The organism is Rhodococcus sp. RS1C4, assembly GCF_002258225.1.
Taxonomy (GTDB): domain Bacteria; phylum Actinomycetota; class Actinomycetes; order Mycobacteriales; family Mycobacteriaceae; genus Rhodococcoides; species Rhodococcoides fascians_E.
In genome coordinates, this window is record NZ_NOXZ01000034.1 from 24089 (window position 1) to 41864 (window position 17776).

At 59.4% G+C, this 17776-nt stretch carries 5 protein-coding genes; all 5 read right to left on the reverse strand.

Annotated features, from left to right (window positions below):
- Window positions 1-64: 64 nt before the first annotated feature.
- The 5 genes from CH289_RS17360 to CH289_RS17380 all read right to left on the reverse strand — a co-directional run bounded on the left by CH289_RS17360 (window position 65) and on the right by CH289_RS17380 (window position 17649).
- Complete coding sequence (locus CH289_RS17360; RefSeq protein WP_256977281.1) at window positions 65-2311, reverse strand: 3'-5' exonuclease; 2247 nt, start codon at window positions 2309-2311, stop codon at window positions 65-67.
- Between the two features lie 16 nt (window positions 2312-2327).
- Window positions 2328-8540 (reverse strand): DEAD/DEAH box helicase, encoded by a 6213-nt coding sequence (locus tag CH289_RS17365; RefSeq protein ID WP_256977282.1) that lies wholly within the window; start codon window positions 8538-8540, stop codon window positions 2328-2330.
- A 170-nt stretch (window positions 8541-8710) separates the two neighbouring features.
- Window positions 8711-13441, reverse strand: coding sequence for an Eco57I restriction-modification methylase domain-containing protein (locus CH289_RS17370; protein ID WP_094728237.1), 4731 nt, complete (start codon window positions 13439-13441; stop codon window positions 8711-8713).
- A 2-nt stretch (window positions 13442-13443) separates the two neighbouring features.
- Complete coding sequence (locus tag CH289_RS17375; RefSeq protein ID WP_306427525.1) at window positions 13444-16383, reverse strand: helicase-related protein; 2940 nt, start codon at window positions 16381-16383, stop codon at window positions 13444-13446.
- Between the two features lie 123 nt (window positions 16384-16506).
- On the reverse strand, window positions 16507-17649 hold the full coding sequence (locus tag CH289_RS17380) for a DNA cytosine methyltransferase (RefSeq protein WP_094728295.1): 1143 nt from the start codon (window positions 17647-17649) through the stop codon (window positions 16507-16509).
- Between the last annotated feature and the right edge of the window lie 127 nt (window positions 17650-17776).

Genomic DNA, 17776 nt, shown 5'->3' on the forward strand with positions numbered 1-17776 from the left:
TGTGTGGGTTTTGCGTTAACCACTGTTACTTTGCCTCTCGTTGTCCTGATCATCTATTCCGTTGTCAGTCGTTGGCGGGTAGCAGGGAACTCGCCTCACCCGTCCACACCACGACCAACTCATCCCTTGCGCGAGTGGCCGCGACGTAGAGCAACGACCGCTCCCGCTGCAACGCGTCCTCCCGCTCACCCTCGGGAAGCGAGTCGATAATGTACGAGCGGGGCACCGAATTCTCGCCCACACCGACCAGAATGACCTTGGCAAATTCCATGCCCTTGGCGCGGTGCATCGTCATGACCTGGGGCGTTCCTTTTGCCGACGCAGAGCCCCTGTCAACGAAGGTTGCGCGGACATCGCGCTCGCCCAATGCGCGTGGGAGCGACTGGCCTTCCTTCTTCGTCGATACGAGTAGACCGATCGATTCTGGGTCAGTACCGGCCGCAATCCAGTCCTCGACGAGTTTGGCGACGATCTGGTACTGCTCAGTGAGGTTGGAGACTGGAACCTGCCGTGGCTTTGGTCCACTGCGAGCGGAGCGGTATCCCTCTGACGACTCGACCTGGTCGCCGAGATCCGTGAACTCTGTGCCGGCCAGAATCCCCAGCGCGAAATGCAGGTTCTGTTCGGTGGTGCGGTAGTTTAGCGTTAGCCGCCGCGACCGGCCCAAGATGTTGATTCCGTATCGCTTTAGAACTACCCGTTGCCCATATATTCGCTGGTGGGTGTCCTCAGCCAAGAACAGATCGTTCTGACCTTCACGCGCCAGAGCTCTGAGCAGTAGAAATCGGCTCGGGCTCAGATCTTGGGCTTCATCGACAAGCACGTGATCCGCCAGAACAGCCGCATCACCCAATGTAGAAGCAGCGATTGCAGCGCGCTCTTCGTAGTCTGTCGATCCTGACGCGGCCGAAGACGCCCGATATCCAGCGATGACGTCCCATACAGCGTTTCTCTTCGCTCGATTGAGCGACACACCTCGTCCGGCCCGCTTGACTCGAAGATATTCGTCGCGAGTGGTCACGAGGTTCGGCAGCACGATGAGGCTGTATTCGGCCTCGAAAAAAGAATCCACTTTGAGATCGCCCGGCAGGTCGACTCCGTAGGTCGCGATCGCTTGCTTCCAGGCGTCCTGGGCTTGGCTCTTGAAGATCTCTGCAGTGCGGGGGCCCAGAACCTTTGCCACGGCGCCGTTCCCGGAGGCTCCTCCCCCTAGCTCGGCCTCGTACTTGTGCAGTACGCGGGTCGCGATGGAGTCGACTCCTGCGATGAACACTCCAGGCTGACCGAGATCGGTTGTGACAGCGACAGACGCATCGAGTTGCCGGAATTGCGACCGCAAACTCTCTGCCAAAGTTGAGCCATAGGTGGTAAGCACAATCCGTGCTGCCGGATTCTTACGGTGAAGCGCACGCGCGCGATGAAGCAGGACAACGGTCTTGCCGGTTCCTGCTCCACCTGTAAGTCGGAATGGCCCGTTGGTGTCACGGGTCGCGTAGGTTCGCTGCTCAGGGTGCAGGAATATACGCCAGGCCGCGAAGTCTGGGCGCTCGATCGCTTCCCGGAGTTCATCGTTGTCTTCGATGAACGCAAACTCCATCTGCGCAGCGGGATGGCGAAGCGCCCTCAAGAGCTTGTCGTCATCCGTGCCCTCATCCGAGGTACCGGTGTCGAGAGTGTACTTTTCCTTGATGTCGGTCAAGGAGGTTCCCGTGAAGATGTCCACGAGGGCCGTGCCTTGCCAGGTCGCCGGTGCGGATTCGGCGTACTCAAGAAGTAGATCCGGGTCGTTGATGTCCAGAGCTCCCGCAGCAAAATCGTGGTCCATACCCAGCGCAGCCAGGTGCTCTACCGTAAATTCCTTTTCTCGTAAAGTCTTTTCAACGAGGGACTCGTTGACGTTCGGAGCGGCAACCCGGGCGGCGACTAGGGGACTGGCAATGCGCACCGGTGGAGCGTCCTCTACCGGCAGCAATTCAGCCACCCCATTGCGGGGATTGATCGTCATCCGCCGAGTCTGAGCAATCTTGATTGCCTCGTCGTGCTGGAACGTCCCAATGAAGACGTAGGAAGCCTCCTGACCGCTCCCCTGGAGTTTGAACAGGACAGCTCGGTTCGAGATATCCACACGGCCAGTTCGGGCACGCGGATCAGCTGAGTTGTTGATCGGTTCGATGTGCAGACTCTTGTTGTCGTCGTTGGCCGACAACTTCGAGAGAAAGGCGTAGGTCGCCTTATGGAGACTTCCATCGATCTTGTCCAGCCCACGACCGATCACAATCTGGGGCACTAACTCGCCTTCCTTTTGAACCAAGGGTCAATGATGAGCACTAGCGCGTCGCCGCATCCTCAAGTGCTCGGACGACCGACTCCGTATCTGCCGCACACAGTGTCCACCCTGCCTCCGACAATTCCTTCCGGTCCGTATTACCGAGCGTGGGATCGACCGCTACACGCAGCGCGGGCCATGAGAGCTCGACGGGCAATCCCGAGACTTCTTCTCCAACCTCTGGCACCGGAACACCCGACGCAGCGAGGGCGGTAACCAAGGCCTGCACGGGCCCGATCACACCGTCGTAGACCTCACGCCATGGTCCAGTCAACGATCCGGTGTCGACCGCCTCAACTTGATCGGGCGCGCCTGTCGACGAGATCTTCATGGACGCCGAGCTCATGTGTCGACGTGTGGTGACAACAGCACTGATCGGACGTAGTTCGAGGAGGTTCGACCAACGAAGCCACTCCCTCCACTCATTTCGTGTCTCTACCGATAGTGCCGAAACGTTGTCGTCGATGACGATTGCAATCTCGGCCTCGATGGGCGATTTGCCCTCCGGCACCCGCACCGACACTGCGAAACCTTGGTCACGCCAAACGAACGTATCGCCCGTGGGTTTCTCGACGATGTCCCCATCGATGAGGCTCAGTGCCAGTTCGGCGGGCGATGCACCGCCAGTCCGTGTCGCAAAAGTACTCATGCCCATAATTGCCAGGACCGGAAGCCACTGAGCGAGGTTCCGACGGGGTTGCGCCTGCGGGCTTTGCATCCACGCCAGAAGAAGGTCGATGCTTGTCGCAAAGACCAAGTCGATAGAGCCTTTCGCGAGTTGGTCCCCCGCCATCTGAAGTAGGTTAGGCACGTGGTCTGCGTTCAGAACCGTGGACGCCGACGGGTTCCCCTCCAAGTCCTGGTGGGTTACTGCCAGGACCTGGTAACCGCCGTCGCGAAGATTGCGTCGCTTCTCGGCATCGTCCGCGAGTCGGTTCGTCGCTGGGCTGGCATGGAATTGCCATCCGTCGGTGAATATGGCGGTTGGTGGGACGTCGGGGGTAGCCGATGTCAGAACGAAGTCGGGCTTGCTACCCAAGATGTTCTCCTGGGGCCGCAGGCTCCACCTGTTGGAAGACCCGAGCGCGACGTCCCAAGCGACGCCCCTGTCGGTAGGTTTTTCCACGATCGTCGCGCCGAGGGCTCTCAACCTTTCCGCGAAGACCACTCGGAACCGACGTTCGAGATTGGATTCAGAGTCGCCCAACGGAGGCTCGTCGGTTGTGATCGGCCACGGCATCGCGTCCGGTATCGGTGTCTCGTCGTCGTTCGGCAAGTCTCGGCCCAGCAACAGAGTCCGCAAATGGCGCACGGCGGCACTTCGCGACGTGGATTTCACATCCGGGAACGACGCGAAGGGCAGCAAGCATTTCTCGCAAGCCAGTTTTCCGTCGTACTGGCATTCGCACGACACAACGACTCCGTATGCACGTCGGAGTACATCCCAGATCGTCTGTGGATCAGCAAGATCCGACAGGTAACCCGTCCCACCAGGGACGACGTCGTGCAGCAGTAGCCCAGGTCGGTTGTCTCCGTTCAACGATGGATCGATGACAGAAACGATCTGCAGATGATCGGGATCTCCGCCGATCCGTTCTCGCAACCCGAGTAGCACCGCGGCCGACAAGGACGGAATAGCAAACGAATCGCCCCACGTCACCGACGGCGGCAGCCGAAGGACTAGACCCTCGGTGATCAACGACCGCGCGAGCGCAACCGAAAGCGTCGACTCTTCGAGAGCCTTCCTGTACGAGCACCAGGGTCGATGCTCTGCAGCGGTATTCCTACGGGTATCCGTGTCGAGCTTCCCGCATTCGGAGCAGACACGGAACATCGCAGATTCGACCTCGTCGCCGGCGAGCAACCGTGACGAACCTCCACCGCGGCTCCCACCTGTGTTGATCCACCGAATAGTCATCGAACGTCGGTGCGTCGCACCAAACCCAAGCCCTTCCACGAACCAACGCCGTGTGAACGACGTGGGGTCGATGTCGGCTGCAGTGATGACGGTGTACGGGGTGCGTAACCGTTCTTCCCGCCCGTCGTCGATGGAAGCCTCTTCGCGGCGTATGACGGCCGACACGCTCGACAGCTCGACGACGGGCACCCTCTGGCCGATGTCGGCGATTGCAGCAGTTCCGCACCGAGGACATTGCGAGGGCGGGGATCCACCTTCTCCGAGGTCGGCAACAAAACCGCAGGCAGGACAGCAAGCCCACTCACGTACAGCCTCACCGTCTGCGCCGAGATCAACCGCGTCGATAGCGATCGCGAATCCGCTTGCATAGAAGGTCGATCCGGGCGCGAAGTCCCGTAGTGCTTGAGCTGAACCTCGGCTTAACTCGAACTCAGTGTGTTCGAACTCCTGGGTTTCCGGGTGGATCCAGTTGACGGACACCGAGAGGGTCACCGTGTCGTCCAGCAATGTGTAGTTGGGGAAGAGTCCGAACGATTCGAGTGCGCTGATCCAGTACTCGGACCGGAGGTCTGCGAGTTGCTTCCGAACTAGCCGCTGGGCCGCAAGCGCAGTACGGTAGGCCACCTTGTCTTCCTCCTCCGCTAGCTTCCTATTGAAGGCGGTCAGAAGCTCCGGAATTGCAGCCTCAACAGCTTTTAGGCGGTGCTGCAAAGTTTCTATCCGGTGCGTCCACTGGACTGAAGCGGCATGGCATCGAGACGCAAGTTCACTGCTTTCCGAACCGCTCTGCGCCGTGGCGAAGGCGCGCAACCGCTCTGTGACATCGGGAGCGAGCGTGACGAAGCCGGAGACAAACTCATCAACGTACAGCGCCGAATGCTCCTCGGCATCGGCGATCAGAGTTCCCAAGTAGGTGTTAGGTCCTGTGGCAGACAGCGCATCTGGTGTGGTTCTCGGGTGGGGTGCAGTCTGGCGACGAGCAAGACGGTCAGCGACAGACGCTAAGAATTGACGCCGCAGAATTTCCTCAGCGTCGAGGTAGGTTGCGGGCGGACGAACCGCTCCGTTGATGGTTGCGTTCGGATTGGCGAAACGAGGCAATTGATCTCCGCGGGCGGTGACGTAGGCCAAGGCCAGTGCATTTCCGGTTAGTCTGCCCGCACGGCCAACCCTCTGGAGATACGACGCCACGGTCCGCGGCAGTGAGGACAACATGACGGCGGAGAGATCGCCGATGTCGATACCCATTTCGAGGGTGGGGGTGGCGACAAGAACGTTCGGCGCGTTGGGAGGCGGATTGGTCTCCTTGAACTGAGACTCGTACTCCAACCTTTTCTCATCCGGCAGTAGAGAAGTGTGTTCACGCGCAACCACTCGACGAATGTCGTTGACGGCGTACATCTGCTGGTAGAAGTTCGCGGCTATGGGTGACAATTCCAGCTTGCCCGTGCAGTTGACAGTCAGGCACGCACCATCCTTGAGCTGGTCGATGGTCTCCTGCCCACTGGTGATGGAGTCACCGCAATGCGAGCACAGCAAAGTAACGGCGTCTTTACTGTCGACCGCACGAGCCACTATCGATGCGGGCGTCAGATGGAACGTCCGAGTCAACGCACCACCCGGTAGTTCGCCGATCACGTCCCGATGGCGCAATCGTTCGAACAGCAGGCGGCTGAGCACCGCGCCCTCCGCAGGTGTGACCGCAAGAGACTTCGCAGCCCAATTCGCATACCAGCCGCGCGATGACGCGATCGGCTCAAAGTCGCTGTCGCGACGATTCGTAGTCCCTAGCATCGGAAAGCCCGGTGCCGACGATCCACGACCGAAGCCCGGCATCCCTTGGCTCCGCTTACGACCACCGGTGATCCACCAGCGATTGCCGTCGTCAGTTCGGTATTTGTCGAACCATTTGTGAGCAATCGCGCCTCGGTTGCGCATGCGCTCCAAGGTGCCTCGAACCCACCGGATCCGCTCTACGTCACCGATGACGTCGGTAGTGAGCTGCACGTCTTGGCCGTCGAGAACCTCTGTTGCACAGGTTAATAGAACAGCGCGTGAGACATTTACTTCCGCGACCGCCGTGCCGGTCCTTGTCAATGTTCGGCCGACGCCTGCTCGGAGTCCGAACTCCATCTCGATGTCGAGTTGCAGACGTTGCGTGACGAAACCAGTCAGTGTCGTTGATGAGCGTCCCAGCCGCGGTGTGCTCCAGAACTTCGAAAAGTCATCACGGTCCGCCAATTCAGGAGGAAGCAACCGGTACCGTTTCGCACGGTCGTTTCCAGCCAGAGTCACCATCTTGTGAGCCAGAGCGTCGAGACTCAAGTCGCCATCGGCCAATGCTTGCCGAATCAGTGTGCGGAGGGTGAGCGCTCTTGACCTTGCCTGGACGAATCCAGCGCGGTGGGCCGCATCTTGCACGCTGTCGGTGAAGACCAGCGCTCGCTTCTCCCTCGGGTCCAAGCCCGGTGTTCCGAACAACGTGGAGAGCGAGACGGACAGCATGGTTGCTATTGCGGATCCAAGGAATCGGATTCCGTCACGCTGCCGGCAGGACGGACAGACGTCGCGCACCGAGTCTTCACCTGCGGCGTCGCCGACGTTGACCAGAACGGGCAATGCACCGCCCTCCGCCACCACTGATTCGGCAGGGCGTTGCGACGACAGGCAGCGATCGTTGACTGACAACCAGTTCAGCTCGGAGCCCGTGACGGGTTTGGCGGCCGAGGACGTTGTCGAAGGCGCTGATTCAGAAGCCTCGTCTCCCTCCGACGGGGCATGGATCAGGGCACGGAATCTGTCATCATCGCCAAGCTTGCGACGACGGATCGTGGTGTCGTCGACGTCGAGGTCCGAACCGGTCGGAGCGAGCAAGACGCCCCAACCTGATCTGTTGCAGTGGCGGCAGTACAGCGCTGGAAGAAGGGGTGCCGACGGTCCCTCTGCATCCGCATCGTCTATGACCAGACCGTCATCCCCCCATGCGAAGTGGGGTGCACCGGAGGCCGCGCGATCGAGTCGGGTGAGTTCTCGGATCCATAGGTGGACGTCAACGGACGGCGCAATGCGGCCGGACACAGCACGGACGTGGCTCAAGGTGGTGACAAGTGGGCGGAGCGCACCGGCAAGCGCCTGAGGATCGACGCGGGCGAGATCCGCCGACAGGACAGCATCGTCACCGGCGAACAGTTCCGGATCCGCTAGATCGGCGATCGCAACCGCGAATTCACATCGGTTGATCAAACGATGGAACACTGGATGGGCCTTGACCAGATGAAGACTCGCGTCATCGATTTGATTGTTGGTTAGACCGTTCAGGTGGGTGTAGAGGGCACGGAAAACCGCGCGGGCGACATCTGCTGGATCGTTGTCGGGATCGCCGGATGCGGCAGCGAGTCGTAGAAACCGTTCCTCGTCGATTGCTTTCGGGCTAATCCCGAGGTCCGCAATACTCGCGTCCGCGCCTTCAGCCCATTCAGCAAGCGTTTCACGGGACTCGGTGACTACTGCCTCGTCGCTGAACTCGTCGCCGAACACCGTGCGTGCGAATTCGAGCATCGTCGAGGGATCATTACCGTCACCGAGTGTCGCCGACGTAGCAACAGGCGTAACTCGCCCCAGCGGGCGGGACCAATCCTCGGACGATACGTCCGGCTCATTCTCAGACCAATGGCTCTTCAGCGTCATTCCCAAGCGGCGAAGAAGCATCGACACGTCTGTGCCTTGCGCGCCGTCGTAAGTATGAAACTCGTCAAGAACAAGGTACTGCAGGCTCCGTGCGCTCTGGCGCCACAAGTCGGCGTCGGCGTGCCGCAGAAGAAGCTGGTCCAGCATCTTGTAGTTGGTAAGCAAGACATCCGGCGCAACGCTACGAATCACTTCGCGGTCGGTGATGAGTCCGTCATTGCTCACAATTGTTCTGGTCGAGCCTTTTTCACCTGTGTACAGAGCGGCGGTGATGCCACCGAGCTCCTTGTGCTGCGTGATCAATGCGGCGAGGCGTTGCGCCTGGTCGTTGGCAAGAGCATTCATCGGATACAGAATGATTGCCTTGGTACCTGTCACGCCCTGCCGCTTCGAACGAAGAACGTGATCGAGAATCGGGTAGAGGAATGCTTCGGTCTTGCCCGATCCGGTTCCCGTAGTGACGAGCGTTGGCAGCGGTCGCAACTTGTCCGGTCCGAGGTTGGCGCTGCTGAGTCGCTCGAATGCCGCAGCCTGGTGTCCATAGGGTGTCAGACCGCCGACCCACTCCAACGACTTCTGCCAGCCGGGCTCAGCTGGTCGAAAGGGCATTCGGAGGCGCAGATACGGTCCGCGAAACATTCCGGTTGTTGGGTGCTCGAGAAACGTATCGAGGGCTCGACGCGCATCCGGATCAGCGAGTGAGAAGGTGGTGCCAAGATAGTCAAGCAGACTGGCGGTAATCCGCTCCGACTGAGCAAGGGGCAGAAGTTCCGACGCCATCAGCGTTCCACCGTTTGCGTTCCGCCTTGAATGCCCAATCGCCGTTCGAATTCTGCGTAAGCCTCACGCATGTCTGCCTCGCGATCGAGGAACTGAAATGGCAGCTCGTAGGTGTAGGTGTTGCCCGACGGGTTGGTGGCGGTGCGCTCCTCCTCGTTGATCGAGTCACCCTTACGACGCCATACGCTCAGTACCTCATTCGGTACAAGTCGGCCATTGATGTCGTAAAGATACGTCTTTCGATCGTATCCGTAGAGCACCGGAAACTGCGTGCGGTAAATGGTGCACAACTCGTCAGCGGTAAGTCCCAGCGCTAAGGCGACTAGTGCATCCATCTCCACCAGTGCCTGTCGGCGATCCGCGGCCCCACGTAAAGGACTCTTCGTTGTCCATTCAGTTTCGACGCCTTGCAACCGGGAGACACGGTGGACCTTACCCTCAAAAGCCCAGGAATCCGCTCCCCAGTGCTCGCTGTAACAGGATTTCCAGAGCGTCGAGTAGGCACCCGTAAGGCAATTAAGACGCAAACAACGAAGAGCTAGCGCAGACGAGATTCCATCATGGCTTACGATAGGAAGACGGTTAATTGTGCCCGACCTGATCGCTGATTTCGGAGCTGCTCTCACAAGAAAGTCCGCGATCATTGTTGACATCACGGAATTAATCTTGACCAAAGCGGAAAGCGAAAGATTACGGTCAGCCAGTGAATGCAGACCGTCAACGTGCGTTGCACCAGGAGGAATAAGCGCAGGGATCAACGTGCGCTCGCCCGTATTCGCCGCCATAGCTCGCCAGGTCGACCGATAATTATCCTGGGCCCGCAACGAGTTCACAACGCCGTTTGCGTCCGGTACTTCCCACTTAGTATAAGCGCTCACAAAGCCATCCATATTACCCGCAGGTTTATAGATAGTAGTTGGCAGAAAATCGCATTCGATTGACTCCAAGTCAAGAGTCGACCAATCGCGGTTACTAGTCATCGACTCATTAGGCGACTTGAAAAATGGATTGCCCACATGGATATTTGGTCCTTGCAGGATGACCGATGACCACTTTTCGGGATGCCCCCATTTTTTCACAAAACGGCCCCTGGTGAAGTCTGCTCCCTCATCCCACCCGAGAGAGTAATTCGGTTTAAGACCACCGATTCGGGGGTTGAGAGACAACTTCGCCAAGACGTTTGCCGCCGAACGGTTTACGGTATACACCATCCGGCTCTGCCGAACTGGCACCTCCGGCGCTTCCAACACGTCTTTCCACGACCTCAGAACATCATCGTCGACTTCGATGATGCGCCCCCGATGTGGACGGAGATCCCACTTCCCATCGGGGTCCTTAAGTCCCGGTTCCACTCCTGATCCATCATGGGCGAGTGATCTTTCAACAGTGTCCGGGTGGTATAGCGACACCGCGGAAATGAATTTGGGTTCTTGATTAACGCCGTAAACGTGCACTCCAAAGGAAACGTGATTGTCTATCTCATACAATTTGAATTCGTTTGCGAATTGCCAATGACGTCGCAGCCGACTGTAGGTAGCCTGTCGCAGCCGTCCGGCCTTTTCATCGGTAAAGTGCGTTTCCGGATGAATGAGCGCCACAATTCCGTTGCCCGAACTATTCCGCCAAGCCTGCTCCATGAAACATCGATACAAGTCAGGCCTAAGCCCTTTAAGGTTCGGGAAGAATCTCGTATCCGACACAAACTCTCGTATCGCAACCACGGAGGACACCTGATCGAGATAAAACGCGGCAGCTCCATCAGTTGCGAGAATAGCCGCCCTTAGTTCCTTTGCCCGTGCAGTCGAGATCTTGGTCTCAAGCGCGAACGTCGCATCGAACTCTCCTAAGGCCGCTGTCTCGTCGAAGTCAGGCCTGACCCACGGCGGATTCCCGACCTGCAAATCAAAACCGCCTCTTGCGAACACCGGAGAAAACTCGAGCTCCCAGTGAAAGAACCCCTGTCGCTCAGCGACCCGTTCGGCAACCTCTAACCACGGCCACTCTGTTTTCAGGGTGTCAATTTTTGCAGCTTGTGCAAAAACCAGCTCGTTGGACTCAGTAACTTCGAGTTCATTCCAGGTCGAAATAGCGAACAAGTCGAGCTGTCCATGCTTTTTTTCGCCAGCGGATCTCGCAACCGGGGAGCCCAGCAACCCGCTAATGGTCTCGATCCACTGATCGAGAGTCGGCGGCTCCACCAGATCTCCGCCCACGGATGCGTCGTCGTCCACCAGTGGCCAGAACCACAGCGCACACCACGCATCCATCAACCGACGGAGGCGCCGATAAGCACCGTTCGGGTTAGCCAGCGACTGCTCGATTTCGTCCCGAGTCACGACGGTCTTAACAACCTCCGGATCGCGCCCCCACACCGGGATCGGCCGCCGGATCTCACGCTCAGCAATCTCAAGCCTCTTGGAAGCCAGTACCCACAGGGTTTCGACGCGACTTGCAAGATCTTTAAGCTTGCGTAGTTGGTCGGTGGTCGGCTTAGTCTTGAGTTCCCTGCGCCACGTCTTGAGATCAGCGAGCGCCTCGGGCGCAAGCTCCCGGGCCTCTTTCGCTTCGACGGTCGAACCCCAACCACTGGTGGGGAGCAGGAAATGGTGAATTCCGTTCTTGACTACGGTAATCGGTTCTCCGGGCGCGCTGTCCGCAAACCGGACATCGACCGGGGTCGCGTCCAACCAGTTACCGGACGTCATCTGCCCACTGGGAATGAGCGCCCGCCGCGCACCAATCAGAGAATTGCCTCGCCGTAGGTGCAGACCGAACCACGGGGCGTCGAGGTCACGTGCCATTGTGTCGAGCCAGAGCGAAATCTCGGCGAACTCGACAGCGGTGGCGTTGAGATCGACTCCATACACCTGGTGCAAAGCGATGTACGCCTTCACCCTTTGCAGCTCGGCCGGATATTCCTCGGGGTCAACTCGCTTATCCAGCTCACGTTGGCGACGTGTCAGATACTGATCTGCAAGCTGGCGCACAGCCTCGATCGCGAACGCACCCGAACCCAATGCAGGCTCGCAGACAGCAAGGCTGAGAATTTCGTTTGCGGTGGTCGTCAACCCATCCTGGTCGAGAAGTTCCGCGAGAGCCTGGCCAACAGTAAATTTCGTCAGCACTTCAGGTGTGTAGTACGACGCGGTTTGTTGGCGCTCGCGGCCTGCCAACCGGTAGACAAAAGTGCCCAGATCATGTCTCACTTTGAGAGGTTCAACGTGGCCATCAGTTTTGACTCTTACAAAATCGGTTTCCGCGATTCCTTCGATCCGGCCCTCCGGGACCACCCATGATCCCTTCGACGGGTCACCATTCTTCGCAACCTCATAGAGGGTGTCCCTCGCGAAGAAACCGGTGTAGCTCATCAGCCCCTCGTACACCGCACCAAGCTGGTTGATTCCGAGGTCAGCGTACGAAATAAACCCCCGGTCACGTCCACGCGATTCCTTGCTGAGAAGCAAATGCCGCAACACCTTCTGGACTGCGGAATTACTGAGCTTGACCTCGTCGATCAGGGATGTCGCCTCAGGCAGGAATAGGTCGGCTTTGAGGTTTCGAAAGGTCAAGCCCTCGGCCAGGGTCGAATCCTGAGCGGATCCGTCATGTCCGCCGTCGACCCACTGGCACAGCACGTTCAGTGACTCATAGAAGTGGGTGCCATTTTCGGCGCGTGGAGTTGCCAACTCGACTAGTAGCAGCTCACGGAGTCGATCGAGACTGTAACCGCGCTCGTAGGTTTGCTCGCCGGTGGGTAAAACTCCGAGTTCAGGCCGCGCTTCGGCATACAGCAAGAAGAGAATGCGATAGAGGTAACGCAGAGATTGCGCCGCAAGAGGCTGCGCCTGCGAGTCGGGTAACGGGTCCAATCCCCGATAACGCCGGCGGGAAACAACATCATTGGCGATGAGTTCGATCGACAGCCGTACGCCCTCGCGAAGGTCTTTTGACACTCCCACTGTGTGTTTGGCGGATTCGTCGATGACCGTTGTCCACCAGATCCTGCCCTCGGCATCCGGAGCAAGCGACTCAGCCGATAGGCACGTCAACGCTCGATCAGTCTCGCCACCACGTTTGTCGTCGTTGCGCTCGCACACCAATTGCAGATCAATCGCGAGGTAGCGTCCCTCGAGCCATCGACTTCGCTCGGTGATGAGCGCCTTCGACCCGGCCAAGACCAGCATGAACTGGGGTCCGTCCTCGAGCGTCGCCAGATGGGACAGCAGTTGAGCGACGGAATGGAGTGACTCCTTGGGTACGTCCTCGTCTCCAGCACGGAACGTGCTCAGCAACGTCTTCTCGTCCTTCGACAACAGTTGCTCGACACTGAGCTCTGCCGCACCTTCCACGATGACCAGAGGCGCAGGGCCGGTAAGACCACGAGTCCGGACCGCGAGTGCGGGACCCTCCACCGTGTCCGAAGCCCCGAGACGTGTGAACTCCCAACGAAGCCCCTCGAATCCGAGGACCGATCTTAGGTTTGCGTATAGGGACTTCAGCACCTGCTGGTCTGCCACCTCGGCAAGATCCAAGAACTTCCGTGTCAGATCCCCGCGTTCGGCCGTGAAACGTGAACGTAAATTAGCCAGTTCGTTGACGCGGTCGGACTCCCATTGCTTGCGTCGGTCGAGGACTCGGGCGTTGAAAGACTGGGAAGTAGCATCTGTCGTAAAGTAATGCTCGCTGATGAAGTCTTCGCCAACGATTAGGGCATCGGACACAGTGCTCACTGTCAGCTCTCCCTCATTGTGCTTGCGGCCTTCAGGTCGAGTTTGACTGGAACCGCCACGAGCAGTGGACGGATCAGCCGACGGTCGGGGTTCATAGCCTCAGCGGCGTCGCGCTCGTGCATGACGCGTTCGGTTCGCTGGCGCAATTCATCGCGCTGGATCAGCGCATCGGCTTCGTGAGTCCAACGCTCGGCGCGCGAGGTCCACGTTCGAATCCGGGACTCAGTCTCGTCGCGTATAGCAGCTGCCTGCTGCTCGGCAGCCGAATCCGCCGCGCGGACTGCAGCTGCGACGACAGGGAGTAATGAAGCGACGTCGCCGAGGTCACCCCGATTGATGTCGCCGAGGCCAAGGGCAGCAATACCGTCAGAGGATCCGTCGTGCGGGAGCGCGAAGTTAAAGCTGGGGTTACCCAAATCTGGGAACGCTACCGTGTAGTACGACACGGCCACGACCTGACCTCGGGAGTTGGTCTGCGTGACCTGCACCAATGCGGTCGTGTCAGTCACCAATCCGCGCACAGCGAAAATCTGCCGGCGACCGAGATCCGCCAGGGAGCGGTCGGCCGCCCAATCCAGAATGGGGTGCAGTGGAGCGAGAAAGTGAGCCTCAGGCCACGTCGATGTCGACTCACCCGCACGCGCAGCTCGAAGCTCCTCTTCGCCTCGAAGCGGCGTCAACGCAAGTTTGTATGTATCGGTGACTGACCGGGCACGAAGATAGGATTGAGGCAGTACCTGAAGGCGCTGCTTCAGGTCACGCGGTGGAGTGAGACTTGCAATCGATTGCGCAGCATGCACTTTCCAGGACACCCCGTTCGGAGCCGGCTGCCGCGGTGTTTCGATGAACTCGTCCAGAGCGTCGGAAAGATAGGCGAACTCGGACGGATAGACATCCGCCGATTCCACGAAGCCTTGAGTCGGCTCGGTCGGCTCTTTGGTTTGAGCGCTTATGGCTCCCCCGCCAAGGCCCAGTTGAGCAAGAAGGCCGTCGAGTCCCCCACCCGAGACCACTTGATCGACTGTTCGGACCACAGCGTCGAGACTTTGTTCCCCGGCAAGAACTTTTCGGATAGCTTCTTCTTCAGCTGCGACGTCGTACGTTCCCATTAGCGAGGACGATTCCCCCAACGCCTTGTGCGCCTCGTGTTCTCGCTCCACCAGCCGCGTCAAGACCCTGAGGTCACCGGCGAAATGCGTCGTCGATGGGGTGAGAAGAAGTGTCACGATTCGAGGGCGATGCCGCTGCCCATAGCGGTCGATGCGTCCGTTGCGCTGCTCAATACGGATGAGGCTCCACGGAATGTCGTAATGCACCATGTCGTGGCACTGAGAGTGCAGGTTGACGCCCTCCGACGCAACATCACCGGTCACGAGGATTCGGATTGGTGACGATTCGAGCTTGAACGATTCGACGATGTCCTGCTGCTCGACATCGCTGAGTCCTCCGTGCAGCACCGTGACGTTTCCAAGATCGCGGCCATCGGTGAGTGTCATCTTCAAGTCGGTCGACAACGCTTGCGCGAGAGCCTTGAGTGTCGCGACGCGTTCAGCAAACACGACAACGCGGGTATCGCCGCCGCGCTTCACGCCAATCTCGGCCAAGTAATCGAGCAAGGCGACGTACTTGGCGGACTCGCGCAGCGGGGTTGCCTCGACCAGCTCGTTCAGATGATCGAGGGCACTGATCTCGCGTGCTGCATCGACATCGTCGGGACTCAACCGCTTGCGGCGCTCGGTGATCGATTGGATAAGTGCATCTGGCGAGGACAAGAACGCCTTTGCCAGCACCCACGGAAACAACCTCGTCGAACCCGAATACGCCGACCGACCCTGCTCCGGCCAGAGCCAAACATCTTCGAGCTCGCGGGACACCGCGTCCTCGCTCGCCGACGCCGGCACCGTGATGTTGCGCGGCGGTATACGTTCCGCCCAGTCCGAGCCGACCTCGCTGGCTACATCAGGATGGTGTCGATGCCGTCGGATCACGAGTTTCTTCACTTGCTCGGCGTCGAGCTCACCTGAAGGGGACACCGCGCTGGGATCGAGCATGCGCACAAGCTCTGCGAACGATTCGGCGCGTCCGTTGTGCGGCGTGGCCGAGGCCAGAATGAGAGCATCGGTGCGTGAAGCAAGTAGGCGGGCGAGCCGATTGTTCTGCGCTGCAACATTGGTGACATTGTGGGACTCGTCGATGACGACCGCATCCCACTGCTGCTTGCGCAGATGATTGAGGTAGCGGTCGCTCTTGAGAGTGTCGATCGAGATGATAACCCGCTTGTAGTAGGTGAACGGGTTTCGAGTGGCCGGCAGAATCTGTCGAATCCGCTGAATGCCAGCTGAATCGAGTCTAACGAACGGAAGCGCAAAACGCGTCCAGAGTTCCATTTGCATCTGTTCGAGCACATGTTTGGGCGTCACCACCAGGATGCGCTCACCGCGGCCCCTACGGACGAGCTCGGCGAGAATCATCCCGATCTCGAGTGTCTTGCCCAACCCGACGGCATCAGCGAGCAGTATGCGTGGCCGAAGGTTGTCCGGATCAAGAGCCTGACGTACCGCCTTGAACTGGTATTCGAGCGGCCTGGCCAAAGCCCGGTGGGCAGTGGCCAAGCTCGGATCTGCGATTGCCACGGGAGTCTTCCGCAGCATCGATTCGAGCCACAGCCGCGATCGACGGTACTTCTCGGAGGTATCCGCGACCACGGTGACATCAGTCGGATCGACAACACGCACCGTATCGAGTGCCGTCGAGAAAGAGGCCTCGGTGTCGCGAACCAGATCCGAGAGCCCCAGTACGTGAACGACATGACCGTCCGACGTCGGTTCTACCGAGGAGACCAACCACTCCTCGTCGCGCACCTCGACGATCGACCCTGGTGCGGCGTTGAACGGCCGAGCATCCGCCGCACCTGAACTCTCGGGGGTAACGCTCAATGTCACGCGCAGTGGTCCTCTCGCCTGTTCGGTGCCGACTCGAACGTAACCCTAACGGTCAGTTCGTTAACTCGTCGCATGTTCTTGAGTGCCACTCCAGTAACAAGCGTCTTCACCGCCGCTTCGCGATCAGACCGCGGCAACGATGTCCTGCTCGAGCTGCACGTCGAGTGCATCACGCGGTTTCACCAGTTCGACGGGAGATGAAACGTTTCCGCGCGTCATCCATTTGTCGCTGACCTTGGTATCCAGCTGCGACCTCGACGGCACAAGTCCGAAGGCAGCGGCCAGGGCGTGAACGGCCAGCCGCGGTGGCATTGCGTTGCCCACTTGCTGAGCCCAAGCTGATTCGAACCACGGGTAGTCAGCTGGGAAAGTCTGCAGTCGCCCAGCCTCGTGCCGCGTGAACCGGTTTTGCTCTACTCCACGTCGGTCCAGGATCCGGTTGCGCGACACCTTGCCCGTTACGGTGGCGGCGGGTTGATCTGATGTCCGACGGCCACGCGCGGTGGAGATGCCACCCGAACCGTAGTTCGACACGACCTCGAACCATCCAGACCTATTCAGCGCGGTGCCCATCGTTTCCCAGGCATCGAGGTCTGGCTTACCGCTACCTCGTCGCATTCCTGCGCTGTAGGACTGGTGGGTCGCCATTGGGCGGATCGGTGTAGTGACCCTGTTGGCCACCAGCACTGCTCTGCGCCGAGTCTGGGGCACGCCGAATTGCTCAGTGCGGAGGACCGCGCACTCGACTTCGTAACCGAAAGACTCCAGCGCAGGCTTCATGGCCTCCCAGACTGGCAATACTGTCTGCACCTGCTCGAGGACGACCGCTTCGAAAGGCCGGTTGGCTGCTACAGCGTCTCTAACCCACCGAAGAGGTTCGAGAACGAGCCCGGTCCGTTCGTCGGAGAGTTTGGTGAGCTGCTGGGTGATGTCCTCGAACTCTGCCAGATACGCGATCAATTCGATGATGTGGTCGAGCGACTCCCGGCCACTTCCAGGACCCGCGACAGTAAAAGTCTGACAGGGCGGTCCACCTGCCAAAACGGTCGCAGCAGGGAAATCGGCGGGGCCGAGCTTGCGAACATCACCCTGCGTCGTGTTTAGACCCGCCTGCCGTCGGGTCGCGCAAGCATCGTCGTCCCATTCGATACCGTGACTCTGCATGCCGAGCCAGGTCGCGGCGACGTCGATACCGCCTGGTCCGGCGAAAAGGTCGATGACTGAGTGCGAAGACAAGTCGATGTTCGAGGCGCGACTGTCTTCCATGAACGCGAAGTTTACGACACCGAGAGACGATCGAGTGCGTCCCGACCACAACATCCGTCGTCCACGCGTCGTACAGTTTGCTTCGAACGCCGGCCGCCCACCCTGGGCGTGTAGCTCAGCACAGACG